Raw genomic sequence first — 12,275 nt, forward strand, 5'->3', positions numbered from 1 at the left:
CACGCACCGCTGCGTATCCAAGCCGTTGGGGCCAGACACCAAAGGATGACGCAGATGCGCGGTGGAGCGACGAAGCGAAAGGCATTGGGTTTGACGATGGGCGCGGTGCTCGTGCTCACGGGCTGCGGCACGGAGGGCGTGGAGCCCGTGCAGCCGCCCGTGGAGACGCAGGCCGTGGAGACCGCGGACGCACGGGTGGCGGACGGAAAGCCGGTGGACATCATCGCCATGGAGAAGCAGTTGCGGAAGGCCAGCCTGGCGCCGCCGGCCACGTGCAATGACCCGTCCTGTGAGCCCGGTGGCGGCTGGGAGCCCAACCCCGACTGGCCCTACTACACGCTGTTCTGGCGGGCGAACCTGCTGTCCCTGCGCTGCATCAGCGTGTCGGACCTGGATGGCAAGGATGAGCTGTGGCTGGAGTCGGAAGTCACCGGCGACCACCAGTCGGACATCATCTGGAACAGCGACTACGTGTATCCGGGCACGGTGTTCCACTGGGACCCGCTGAACCCGCATCCGCCGTCGCTGCAGTTCACGACGCAGACGGTGGGCGCGGGCGGCAAGCTGGTGGCGCTCTGGGACCGCAGCGAGCACATCTTCGACCTGGAGGAGCAGATTGGCTGGACCACGCTGCGTGGCCAGACGGGCACCTTCACCGCGACGCTCGAAGGCCACGGCGGCAAGTACGAGTTGACCTATCAGGTGCAGTCCACGGGCTGCGCGCCGCGCACGCAGCCGTGCCCCGTCAACTTGTAACCGTGCGGTGACATCCACGCGCCCGGAGGGGGACGCCACGCTTGACCTCCCCTTCCGGGTGCGCCAGAGTGTCGCGCCGGACGCGCCAGGGTTTGGCGCGGGCTCCCAGACAGGTGCCAGACATGACGCTGCGACGACTCAGTGGTGGACTCCTCGGGGCAGTACTCCTTCTGACCAGCCTGGCCGGATGTACCCGGCGCGTGCCGCCCGTGGATGACGGACCGCGTCCCCCACCGGAGCCCACCGCCACCACCACGGTGTACGTGGCCCAGCGCATCCGGACGTTGGACCCGGCGAAGCCCCAGGTGCAGGCGCTCGCGGTGAAGGACGGCAAGGTGCTGGCCACCGGCACGAAGGACGAGGTGCTCGCCGCCGCGGGCCAGGACGCGCGCGTGGTGGACCTGGGCGCCGTCACGGTGGTGCCCGGCCTCACCGACGCGCACGGCCACCTCGCGGGGCTGGGCCAGGGCCTGGTGACGGTGAACCTGGAGGGCGTGGACACCAAGGCGGAGGCCCTGGAGCGCATCTCCTCCGCGCCGGCCTCCGCGTTCCAGGGCGAGTGGCTGCTGGGCCGGGGCTGGGACCAGAACGACTGGCAGGACAAGGCCTTCCCCACGCGCGCGGACCTGGACCCGCGCTTCCCCACGCGGCCGGTGGCGTTGAGCCGCGTGGACGGACACGCGCTGTGGGTCAACGGCGAGGCGCTGCGCCGCGCCGGCATCACCCGCGACACGAAGGACCCGGCGGGCGGCCGCATCCTGCGCGGCGAGAATGGAGAGCCCACGGGCATCCTGGTGGACAACGCCATGACGCTGGTGGAAGCCGTGTTGCCTCCGGCCACGGACGCGCAGCACGCGGCGCAGTTGACCGCGGCGCTCCAACGCGCCGCGCAGGTGGGCCTCACCGGCGTCCACGACGCGGGCATGGACCTGCGCACCTTCCGGCTGCTCCAGCGGTGGGACAAGGAAGGCAAGCTGCCGCTGCGCGTCTACGCCATGGCGGATGGCCAGACGGGGGACCGGGAGACGTACCTGAAGGACGGCCCGTTCGAGGGCCGCATGCTCACGCTGCGCGCGGTGAAGCTCACCTTGGATGGCGCGCTCGGCAGCCGCGGCGCTGCGCTGCACCAGGACTACAGCGACGAGCCCGGCCACCGGGGCCTGCTGCTGCTGACGCCCGAGGAGTACGAGGCGCGCGTGCGCGCGTTCATGGCGCGGGGCTTCCAGGTGGGCACGCACGCGATTGGAGACCGGGCCAACACGGTGGTGCTGGACGTGCTGTCGCGCTCGGCCGAGGCCACGGGCACGCAGGACGGGCGGCACCGCGTGGAGCACGCGCAAATCATGCGCCCGGAGGACTTCGAGCGGCTGGGCCGGAGCAACTTCATCGCCAGCGTGCAGCCCACCCACGCCACCAGTGACATGCCGTGGGCGGAGGCGCGCGTGGGAACGGAGCGCATCCGCGGCGCCTATGCCTGGCAGCGGCTGAAGGCGTCTGGCGCGGTGCTGGCGCTGGGCAGCGACTTCCCCGTGGAGCGTCCGGACGTGCTGGCGGGTCTCTACGCGGCGCGCACGCGGCAGGACTCACGAGGTCAGCCGGAAGGCGGCTGGTACGGGGGCCAGCGGCTGAGCGGTGAGGAAGCGCTGGAGGGCTTCACCGTGGGCGCCGCGTACGCGTCCTTCGCGGAGGGACGCCGTGGCCGGCTCAAGCCGGGCATGGACGCGGACTTCGTCGCGCTGTCGGTGGACCCGGTGGACGCGCCGGCCTCCGAGCTTCCCGGCGCGCAGGTGCGGCTGACGGTGGTCGCGGGTGTCGAGGTGTTCCGGGCATTCCAGCGTTGAGTGACGCCAGCGGGAATTGGTTCACGCTGGTGTTTCCGCCGTGTCGTGGAGTGCTCTAGCATACGGCTTTGCCGCCACCCTCCTGTGGGCCAGACCGGCTCACAGGATGAAGCGGGGGGTATCGCGAGCGTGACAGCCTCATTGTCCGGAGTGCATTACAAGGGCTTCACCGTCCAGAACCTGCTGGCCTACGTCCACGAGCGCTTTGGCGAGGACACCGCCAGGACGGCCGTGGAGTCGTTGAGCGCCGAGCTGCAACCCCACGCGGACCCGCGCACGACGCTGGCGGTGGGCTGGGTGCCGGTGGAGACGTACTTCGGCATCATCCAGCACGTGGTGGACCGGCACTTCGACGGCAAGCCGGAAGGGGCCCACATGGTGGGCTACGAAGTCACCCTGCGGGACATCCACTCCATCTTCAAGATGGTGCTGCGCTTCACCACGCCCACCATGGTGCTGGGAATGGCGCGGCGCATGTGGCGCTCCTACTGCGACCAGGGCGAGCTGCTGCACCAGGAGGAGAACGGCATGGGCATGCTGCTGCTGCGCCAGTTCACCTACCTGACGCCCGTCACCGTCCATGAGATGGCGGGCGGCTTCAAGGCCTACCTGGAGTGCTCCAGCGCCAAGAATCCGCGCGTGGAGGTCATGGAGCCGGACAAGGACGGGACGCTGCGCTGGCGCATCGTCTCCGACTGACGCGGCCGCTCACGACAGGTTCACGCGAAGCGTCCTGTACATCCGTTGGATGAGCGGGGCCAGGTGCGCGGGGATGACCTTCGGGTCCACTGACGACTGCCTCAACTCCTCCGTTCCGGCGAGCGTGAGGCCGTAACTCCCCTGGTCCACACAGTCCGGGCACCCATAAACAGGCTCCCACGCGTCGGCGCGCGCCCGCGTCACGTCCTTCAAGAGTCCGTTCAACTCGAACTGGCTCAGCAGGAACGCCTTTCGCGACTCGCGCATGCCCTTTCGCTCCGCGTAGGCCACATGGGAAGCGCCGTCCGAGGAGATCTCGAGGCGGAAGTAACACGACCCCTGGCATTCGCCGTAGCTCGCCTCGAAGCGAACCACGAACACGTCCTCGTCCAGCTCCTCCCCACCACCACAAGCCATCAACAGCACTGCCACCAGCGCGGCCTGAATTCGCATGTTGTCTCCTCGGATGAAGAATGCCGGGCGTCGACCTGCCAACGACGCACCGGAATCTCCATATCGAGGGACAGCCACGTTCACCCTCGACGCCCCGTCAAAACCCCGCCGTTCGCTCCGAATTGCGCGGGTTACAGGTCCGCGCTGAAGCTGAGCCCCTGGATGCGGCGGTTGAGCGTCTTCTGCGCCTCCTGCCGCTGCTTCGCCAGCTTCTCCAACTCGGCGGCGATGGCCTCCAGGCGGTCCTCCTGCTCGTTGAGCTTCGCGACGAAGCGCTCGGCCAACTCGCGCTGCGACGCCCCGCTCTTCAGCGATTCGATGTTGGAGCGGATGCGCTCCTGGTCGCGGAAGAGCTGGTTGCGCTCGTCCTGCAAGCGCTGCTCGTCCTTCGCCAGCGCGTCCACCTGCTCGCGCTGCGCGATGACCTCCTTCAGCGCGGCCGTCATCTTCTCGTCGATGAAGCGCTGCGAGACGAAGTAGGAGACTTGGTCCAGCCCCATGCTGGAGATGAGGTACTGGCGCTGCCCGCGCGTGCGCTCGGTGATGCTCAGCGTGTCCTGCGAGCCCGCCGCCAGCTCCCGCTTGAAACGCCAGAAGCCGTCCGTCGTCTCCGTGGGCTCCGGCGCGTCCTTCGCCAGCTCCCAGCCCGTGCGCGGGTGCTCCACGAACAGCACCTGCGGACGCGGCGCCTTGTTCCTCGCGATGTACGTCGTGCGCCGCAGATGGAAGTACTCCGCCACCAGCATCCCGGAGTTCACCACCACGCGGAACACCGGCCCGTCCTCGACGCGGTCCTCGATGGACATCACGCAGCCCAGCTCCACCGCGTAGGGCACGAAGCGCCGGTCGTTCGGCTTCATCGTGTCGAGCATCGCCTCGCCCACGTAGCGCTCGTCCTCGGACACCGTCACCGGGCCGCCCTCCAGCGTCAGGCCCGTGGTGTTCTTCAGCTCGATGCACGCCATGGGGTTCTTCTCACGCGTGGCCCGGTTGTAGAGGAGCACCCGCTTGCCCTCGAAGGGCTTGTGCAGAATCGGCACCAGCGCGCTCTGGTTGCGGTGCACCGTCACCGGCCGGTCCACGCCGTACTCGAAGAGGTCACCCACCTCCTTCGTGAGCGTCGTCACCGCGCTCTGCTCCATCACCTCGCGCAGCTTCGGCCCACCGCGGCCAGGACCGCCCGCCACGGCCACCGCATGGGCCTTCTCCGCCCGGGCGCGGCGCGGCGCGGGCATGGGGGCCGCCGCGGCGGGCATGACGGGCGCGGCCGCCTCCGCCATCATCATGTCCATGGAGCCGCCGAAGCTCTCCTCGGGAATCACCGGCGCGGCGGCGGCCTCCGTCTTCACCTCCACCACCGGGCGCTGCATGTACCGGGGGTTGTAGAGGTCGTGCACGAAGGACACCGGCAGCCCGGCGATGAGCGACAGCTTCACGTCCACCCAGTCTTCGTCCCCGGTGTTGTCCACCAACGCCCAGCCCTGGAGCAGCGGCGGCTCGCCCTCGTCCAGGAGGATGCGGTAGCTCGTCTTCCACACCGGCGACTCCACCACGTAGCTGACGAACAGCTCGCGCTCACCTTCGCCCGAGGTGAGGATGGCCATCCGCTTGGAGTCCTTCTTGTACGAGGACAGCACCGTCGCCAGGTAGAACTCCAAATCCTTGCGCACCGCCTCGTCCAGGAACTCCAGCTCGGACACGTCCAGGATGTCGAAGGTCCGCAGCGAGGCGCCCACCAGCAGTGATAGGAACGGGCGCATCAGGCTCGTCTCGCCCGCCGCCACCGCCAGCGAATCCAGGCCGATGATGGAGCCCTCCACCTGCGCGCCGCCCACGCGCACCCGCACGCGCGCGCCCTTGATTTGCCCCAGGAGCGCCGTGAGGCTGCCGTCCTCCGGGATGCGGATGGTGGCCTCCGCCAACAACTGCTCCAGCGGCTTCGTGGAGTCGTAGCTCACCGCCGACACCGAGCCGCCCGACAGGTCCAACACCGTCAGCGACTTCAGCACGTCGTTCATGTCGCGCGCCTTGAAGTCCAGGTGGAGCGTGTCGTTGCCGCTCACCTTTCCCCGGCGCTCGAAGTAGCCGACGCCATGCTTGTAGAGAACGACGCGGCGAATGGACAGGTTCGTGGTCATGGGACGCGGAACTCCAGAAAGTTGAAGGCGGGCCAGCGCCCCGGTGTATCAAGGTCAGACAGGGGTGGCGCAATGCCCCTCACCGCCGAGGTCGCCCGAATGCGAAAGCCTGTCGCCTCCTCCATGTCCCGCCCCGTGGTGCTCTGCGCGTCCCTGGCCCTCGGCATCGCGTGCAAGAGCGTGGAGTCCCACACCACGCCCTCGGACAGCGCCACCGCGCCACCGGAAGTTTCCGCCCAGGAGCAGCCGCCCGTGACAGCGCCAGAGCCAGAGACGCCAACGCGGCGCGGCAACTCGCCATGGCTGAAGGCCCGCGTGGGGGACCGCGTGGCGTATTCCTTCTCCGCCAACCGCAAGGCCATGGGTCGGCAGCAGCCCGGCACCATCCCCGAGGCCGCGGTGGCCGGCGTGGTGACGCTGGAGGTCTCCGCCGTGGAGCTGCCCTGGGTCTGGGTGACGCTCTACTTCACCGATGACAGCGGCGCGCCTTCGCGAAACCCCATGCTGTCCCGCCCGCTCGTGTTGCCCGTGCGCGCGGACGAGTCGCGAGCGCTCACCGTTTCGCATGAAGGCAAGCAGAGCACCGAGCAGCTCAGCGCCGCGGGCCGCCAGTGGGAGGCGAAGCGGTACCTCCATGACAAGCGGGCGTTCGACGGCCCCTTGGAGAACAGGCTCTACGCGGCGACGCCGGGCCCGCTGTACCTCACCAACGGCTTGCTCGACGCGAGCACCACGCTGGCGGGCTTCGGCATGGGCGGCGGTTCACAGCTCACCGTGCTGGAGGCACGACAGGGACAGGAGGGCGCCACCGCCCGTCCGCAGCCGCTCACCCGCCCCTGGGGGCCGGGGACATGGCTCGACGTGCAGGTGGGCGGCGACACCGAGTCCGTGATGCGCACCTGCCAGGGCGCGGAGCGAGGCTTCCTCTTGCGGCAGCAGGCACCGCCACCTCGGACTGGCGCGGCCTGCCCGGACTTCGCCCAGGCGGACGCCGTGCCCTTGGAAGAGGCCGTGCTCGCGCGCATCTGGGAGTCCCTGGACCTCCGCCAGTGGCCACCGTCGCCCACGGGCCTCGCACCCGCCGGGAAGGAGACGCTGACCGTGGGCTCGCATCGCGTTCCGGCGCTCCGGTTCGAGACGCCTCGGCCCCACGTGAACAACGTCGTCACGCAGGTCTACGCCGCCGACCCGTGGGACGAGGCGCTCTCCGGAATGCCCCACGACGCCCGCTTCCAGCCGCTGTCCGACCAGCTCATGCCCAGCGGTGGCGGCATGCAGGTGCTGGACTGGGGCGTGTGGGTGCCGGGCGGTACGCCGTAGGTCCCTCGAGGTCAGGCTCGCGCGCGAACGTCGAACAACGCGCGCAGGCCGTCCACGAGCGCGTTCGTTCCATAGGGCTTGCCCAGCGTGGCGAGCGCATCCCGGAGCGCACCGAACAGCACGCGTGCATGCTCCGGGTTCCTTTCGCTCCGGTCGATGGCGTGCCCCACCCGCTCAATCTGGTCCTTCCAGGTGGCCAGCACGCCTTCGTAGGACGCGGGGACGGGGACGGCGTTTTCGAGCAAGAGTCTCACCAGCGCGATGACGTCGGTGAAGTCATACCGCCGCGTCTTCGCGTCGTAGAAGTCCGAGAGGTGCACGGTGTCGTGCGCGAACCAGGAGCCCCACCAGAGGCGACGGCGCGTCCTTCTCCGGCGCCAGCAGTCCGAACCCGTCATCGAGGATGAGGTCGTGCGGGATGACGAGGTCCCCGTCATGCACGAGGACGCGAGCGGTGGGCTCCGCGCTGCCAGCGACCTTCAGCTCGGCTTGCAGCGCCGCGAGCGGGACGGCGCGGAGCCCCAGCTCGACGGCGAAGGACCCCTTCTCCACCTTCGCGCGGAGGCTCTTCTCGCAAAAGGCGAGCGCCTCGGCCTCGGAGTCGAACGTCTTCTCGGTCTGCTTCGACTTCCCACCGAGCGCGCCCTCCCGCAGCGTCACGGCGGCGCCGCCGCGTTCGAAGGACCAGCTTCGCTCCGTCCCCTTCTCCCGGGCGATGAGAGTCAGGGAGGCACGAGGCACGGGAGCGGGGAGCGATGGCTTCGACATCGCCCCCCCCTATGCCAACGCCCATGCCATGCGCATGAGCGTTCGTTCTGAACGCCCTCCGCGCGACGACTACCCGGCGACGGAGATCTTCACGTCGATATTGCCGCGCGTGGCCTTCGAGTACGGGCACACCTCGTGGGCCGCGTGCAGGAGCTTCTCGGCCTCGTCCTTCGGGATGCCCGGCAGGATGCCCTGGAGCTCCACCGCGAGCCCGAAGCCGCCGTCCGGCGTCTTGCCAATGGTGACGGTGGCGCGCACGCCCACGTCGCTGCCCAGGCTCTTCCCCTGCATGCGCGCCACCAGCCGCAGCGCGCTCTCGAAGCAGGCGGAGTAACCCGCGGCGAAGAGCTGCTCCGGGTTGGTGACCGCGCCACCCGGGCCACCCAACTGCTTGGGCATGGCCAGGGGCAGGTCCAGGACGCCGTCCTCGGACTTCACGCGGCCATCGCGGCCTCCGTGGGTGGTGGCGGCGGTGCTGTACAGCGGAGAGATAGAGACGGGAGCCATGGTGTTCTCCTGGGGCGTTACTTCGAGGAATCAACGTGGGACTGCGAAAGCACTTCGAACAGCCGCATGACGTCGCGGCGAAGACGGGTCGCCTCCTCCAGCGTCAGCCCCAGCTTGCAGGCCATCGCCTCGGGAATGGACGTGGCCTTGCGGCGCAGGGCCCGTCCCTCGGTCGTCAGGTAGATGCGCACCGAGCGCGCGTCCTCCGCGCTCCGCTCACGCCGGACCAGCCCCTGGGACTCCATCCGCTTGAGCAGCGGCGTGAGCGTCCCCGAGTCCAGATACAGCCGCTCCCCCATCCCCTTCACCGTCTCGCCGTCCGTCTCCCACAGCACCAAGAGCACCAGGTACTGCGGATACGTCAGGCCCAGCTTCGACAGCAGCGGCGCGTACGCCTGCGTCATCGCCCGGGCCGCCGCGTAGAGCGGGAAGCAGATTTGCCGGTCCAGGCTGAGCGGGTCATCCATCGACATGGGAGATGAATAGGGCACAATTAAATTGTGCGCAACCAATTCGGACACGAAAAAGCTCCCGGCGCCTGGGCACCGGGAGCGATTCGCTGCGTCAGCTCCGCCCCGGCTCAGCGGGTGGCGAAGGTGTCGTCCTCGAGCGTGGCCTTGGCGGCGGCCACGGCGGCCTCGATGTCCAGCTTGCCGCCGGTGATGACCTTGCCCTTGAGGTCGGGGTCCGCCTCGACCGTCTGGATGAGCAGCTCACGCACCTGCGCGGCCGTCAGGTTGGGGTTGGCGGCGAACATCAGCGCCGCGGTGCCCGCAACCGTCGGGGTGGCCATGGAGGTGCCGCTCATCTCCTCCCACTGGGGCTTCCCGTCGCGGCTGCTCGGCACGGTGCTGTAGACGTCCTCGCCCACCGCGGCCAGGTCCACGACCTTGTCGCCGTAGGACGAGAAGTCCGCGAGCTTGTCGTTGTTCTTGTCCATGGCCGCCACGGTGATGACGTTGGGCAGCTCGATGTTGGCGGGCATGTCCGGCACGTCGTTCAGGTTGCTGCCGTAGCCGTTCGCCGTGGCCGCGACGAGGAGGATGTCCGCGTCGGCCAGCTTCTGCACCGCCTCCGTCCAGCGCTTCACGTCCGCCGGGTTGCGGTACTCGTTGCCGAAGCTGGCGTTGACGGCGCGGATGTTCACGCCGTGCTCCATCTTCATCTTCACCATGTAGTCGACGCCGCGCTCGAAGTTCGTGAGCAGGTCCGCGCCGTTGTACAGGCCGCCCAGGCTCATGATCTTCGCCTTGCCCGCGGCGACGCCGGTGTTGCCCTCGCCGTTGTCCTCGGCGGCGATGATGCCGGCCACGTGCGTGCCGTGGTCGGTGCCGCTGCCGCGCATCACGTCGCCGCTGTTGTAGCCGACGTTGTAGCCGTAGATGTCGTCCTTGACGCCGTTGCCGTCGTTGTCGATGCCGTCACCCGCGATTTCGTTCGGGTTGACCCACATCGAGTCGTCCAGGTCGGTGTGCTTGAAGTCCACGCCGCCGTCGAACACGGCGATGACCGGCGGACCGGAGAGCGGCTTGTTCGGCTCCTGGATGGGGCCCGCGCCCGTGGCCTGACCGGCGGCGTCCAGGCTCCAGCTCTTCAGCGTGCCCGTGTCGCGGCGCGCCTTGTCCTCGACGGACAGCGTCCAGGTGCCCTTGGTGGACTCGCCCTTGAAGGCGCTCAGGTCGAAGGAGCCCTTGATGTCATCCGCGCTGCCGCCGGTGCGGTTGTGGATGGTCTCCGTCTTGCCGGAGGGGCTGGTCAGCTTGACGACCAGGTCACCCTTGAAGGTGTGCGCCAGGTCCAGGTTCAGCTTCAGCGAGTCCAGCTTCACGTCCTTGTCGAAGGACACGGTGGACGTCGTCGTCTGGAGGTCGTTCACCTTCGCGTTGGGCGTGGCGGACGCCGACAGCGTGGTGGGCGTGCGGGCCGCGCTTCCCGCGAAGGGGCGGACCGCGACGTGGTTGGAGCCGAACGTGAAGGCCGAGGCCGGCAGCGAAGACTGGGTGCCCGGCGGCATGCCCGTGGGGCGGTCCACGAAGTTGCCCTTGGGGCGGTCCACGAAGTTGGAACGCGCGCCGCCCGACGAGCCCGAGTCGAAGCCGTCCTTCGTCTGGACCGGCGCCTTCTCGGCGGGCTTGGCCGCGGCCGCCGGCTTCGCGGCGTCACCAGCACGGGTGGACTGCGACACGGGCGACTTCGGCTTGCGAGAGATTTCCATGGTGGGGGTGCTCCGTGGGGGGCAGAAAAAACCGCCGATAAATGATTGTCGCACCGTGTCGGACAAAGTTTCCAACGGGCTCCTAGAAGCCACGCAACCCAGGAGATCCGCCCCTTTGCGACATGTTACATGCCGGGTCGCGGCGGACGCCGGGAGGGCGGGGCCGCGAGAGGACGGGAGCACAGGATGCCAAGGACGGTCACCGCCACGCGCTACGTGACGCCCCTGCGGGAAGGCGGCTCGCTGCCCGCCATCATCGAAGCGGACGACACGGGCCTCTACGTCGTGAAGTTCCGCGGAGCAGGCCAGGGCGCCAAGGCGCTCATCGCCGAGCTCATCGCCGGGGAGCTGGCCCGGGAGCTGGGACTGCGGGTGCCGGAGCTCGTACTGGTGGAGTTGGACCCGGCGCTGGGGCGCAACGAGCCGGACTCCGAGATTCGCGAGCTGCTCAAGGCCAGCGCGGGCCTCAACCTGGCCCTGGACTACCTCCCCGCGTCCGTCACGTTCGACCCGGTGGCGGACCCCGCGCCGTCGGCGGCGGAGGCGTCCGGCATCGTCGCCTTCGACGCGTACATCACCAACGTGGACCGCACCCCACGCAACCCCAACATGCTGACCTGGCACCGGAACCTGTGGCTCATCGACCACGGGGCGGCCATGTACTTCCACCATTCGTGGGATGACTGGGAGGCGCGCAGCCAGGGCCGCTTCGCGCCCATCAAGGACCATGTGCTGCTGCCCTGGGCCACCGCGCTGACGGAGGCCGGGAAGCACCTGGGCGCGCGCGTCACCCGGGAGGTGGTGGAGCGCATCGTCGGGGCCATTCCGGAGGCGTGGCTCACCGGCACCGAGTCCCCCTTCCCCACCGCCGAGGCCCACCGCGCGGCGTATGCCACCTGGCTGCTGCGCCGGCTGGAAGCGGTGCCCGCGTTCATCGAGGAGGCGGACCGTGCCCGCGCCCAGCTCGTTTGATTACGCCATCATTCGCGTCGTGCCGCGGGTGGAGCGCGAGGAGTTCATCAACGCGGGTGTCGTCCTCTTCTGCGCCACCCAGCGTTACCTGGGCGTGCGCGTGGAGCCGGATGAAGCCCGCTTGAAGGCGCTGTGGCCCGACGTGGACGTGGAGATGGTGCGCGGCCACCTGGAGAGCTTCCGCCGCGTGTGTGAGGGCGGGAAGGGCTCCGGCCCCATTGGCCGCCTGACGCAGAAGGAGCGGTGGCACTGGGTGGTGGCGCCGCGCAGCACCATCATCCAGACGGGGCCGGTGCACTCCGGCCTGTGCACGGAGCCGCAGCAGGCGCTGGAGCACCTGCTGGACTCCGTGGTGCGGTTGAAGCGCGTTACTCCCGTACCCGGCGGCCGGTGAAGCGGACGGACGACGCGCACCCGGTGGACAGGGTTCCCCCGAGACCTGGTCGCGTTCGACGAACTCGTTGCGGAGCCAGATGCCGCCCTGGATGGTGTCCTCCAGGCGCCTGTTGTGGATGGCGATGCGGAGGGCGTGCTCGTTGCCCAGCGGGGCCAGCTTGTGCTCCTCGTCCAGGCGCGACTGGATGTGCAGGAACTGGTAGCCGCCCG

The 12,275-nt window shown here is 69.2% G+C and carries 13 protein-coding genes; 6 read left to right on the forward strand and 7 right to left on the reverse strand.

Translation table 11 applies throughout. The annotated features are described in order from the left end of the window. The first annotated feature begins 54 nt into the window (after positions 1 to 54). From A176_RS30745 to A176_RS30755, 3 genes are all read left to right on the forward strand, one after another. A complete protein-coding gene (locus tag A176_RS30745; RefSeq protein ID WP_002635993.1) occupies positions 55 to 756 on the forward strand; it encodes a hypothetical protein in 702 nt (233 codons plus the stop codon). A gap of 122 nt (positions 757 to 878) precedes the next feature. Beyond that, positions 879 to 2,597, forward strand: coding sequence for an amidohydrolase (locus A176_RS30750; protein WP_226994034.1), 1,719 nt, complete (start codon positions 879 to 881; stop codon positions 2,595 to 2,597). Between the two features lie 150 nt (positions 2,598 to 2,747). Beyond that, positions 2,748 to 3,296 carry a hypothetical protein gene (locus A176_RS30755; protein ID WP_002635995.1) on the forward strand — a complete coding sequence of 183 codons (549 nt, stop codon included), beginning with the start codon at positions 2,748 to 2,750 and terminating at the stop codon, positions 3,294 to 3,296. Positions 3,297 to 3,305: 9 nt separating this feature from the next. On the opposite strand, the gene A176_RS30760 is transcribed toward A176_RS30755, so the two are convergent. Next, positions 3,306 to 3,749, reverse strand: a complete 444-nt coding sequence (locus tag A176_RS30760) for a hypothetical protein (protein ID WP_002635996.1) — start codon at positions 3,747 to 3,749, stop codon at positions 3,306 to 3,308. A 131-nt stretch (positions 3,750 to 3,880) separates the two neighbouring features. Continuing rightward, positions 3,881 to 5,887 carry a hypothetical protein gene (locus tag A176_RS30765; RefSeq protein WP_002635997.1) on the reverse strand — a complete coding sequence of 669 codons (2,007 nt, stop codon included), beginning with the start codon at positions 5,885 to 5,887 and terminating at the stop codon, positions 3,881 to 3,883. 99 nt (positions 5,888 to 5,986) lie between these two features. On the opposite strand from A176_RS30765, the gene A176_RS30770 reads away from it, so the two are divergent. Next, positions 5,987 to 7,207: a DUF6068 family protein gene (locus A176_RS30770; protein WP_144429647.1), complete on the forward strand. Its 1,221-nt coding sequence runs from the start codon at positions 5,987 to 5,989 to the stop codon at positions 7,205 to 7,207. An 11-nt stretch (positions 7,208 to 7,218) separates the two neighbouring features. Here A176_RS30770 and A176_RS30775 read toward each other — a convergent pair whose 3' ends face one another. The 5 genes from A176_RS30775 to A176_RS30795 all read right to left on the reverse strand — a co-directional run bounded on the left by A176_RS30775 (position 7,219) and on the right by A176_RS30795 (position 10,697). Further along, positions 7,219 to 7,527, reverse strand: coding sequence for a hypothetical protein (locus A176_RS30775; RefSeq protein ID WP_002635999.1), 309 nt, complete (start codon positions 7,525 to 7,527; stop codon positions 7,219 to 7,221). After that, complete coding sequence (locus A176_RS30780; protein ID WP_002636000.1) at positions 7,484 to 7,975, reverse strand: WGR domain-containing protein; 492 nt, start codon at positions 7,973 to 7,975, stop codon at positions 7,484 to 7,486. Before A176_RS30780 ends, A176_RS30775 begins: the two co-directional genes overlap by 44 nt. A gap of 69 nt (positions 7,976 to 8,044) precedes the next feature. Beyond that, the gene (locus A176_RS30785; protein WP_002636001.1) at positions 8,045 to 8,482 is read right to left on the reverse strand and encodes an organic hydroperoxide resistance protein; all 438 of its coding nucleotides are present in this window, start codon (positions 8,480 to 8,482) and stop codon (positions 8,045 to 8,047) included. A gap of 17 nt (positions 8,483 to 8,499) precedes the next feature. After that, positions 8,500 to 8,955, reverse strand: a complete 456-nt coding sequence (locus A176_RS30790; protein WP_021781367.1) for a MarR family winged helix-turn-helix transcriptional regulator — start codon at positions 8,953 to 8,955, stop codon at positions 8,500 to 8,502. A gap of 107 nt (positions 8,956 to 9,062) precedes the next feature. Next, positions 9,063 to 10,697 (reverse strand): S8 family serine peptidase, encoded by a 1,635-nt coding sequence (locus A176_RS30795; protein ID WP_002636003.1) that lies wholly within the window; start codon positions 10,695 to 10,697, stop codon positions 9,063 to 9,065. Between the two features lie 186 nt (positions 10,698 to 10,883). On the opposite strand from A176_RS30795, the gene A176_RS30800 reads away from it, so the two are divergent. Next, the gene (locus A176_RS30800) at positions 10,884 to 11,669 is read left to right on the forward strand and encodes a HipA family kinase (protein ID WP_002636004.1); all 786 of its coding nucleotides are present in this window, start codon (positions 10,884 to 10,886) and stop codon (positions 11,667 to 11,669) included. Continuing rightward, positions 11,647 to 12,063: a DUF3037 domain-containing protein gene (locus A176_RS30805; RefSeq protein ID WP_002636005.1), complete on the forward strand. Its 417-nt coding sequence runs from the start codon at positions 11,647 to 11,649 to the stop codon at positions 12,061 to 12,063. The genes A176_RS30800 and A176_RS30805 overlap by 23 nt, the downstream gene beginning before the upstream one ends. Positions 12,064 to 12,275 lie beyond the last annotated feature (212 nt).

Source organism: Myxococcus hansupus (genome assembly GCF_000280925.3).
Taxonomy (GTDB): domain Bacteria; phylum Myxococcota; class Myxococcia; order Myxococcales; family Myxococcaceae; genus Myxococcus; species Myxococcus hansupus.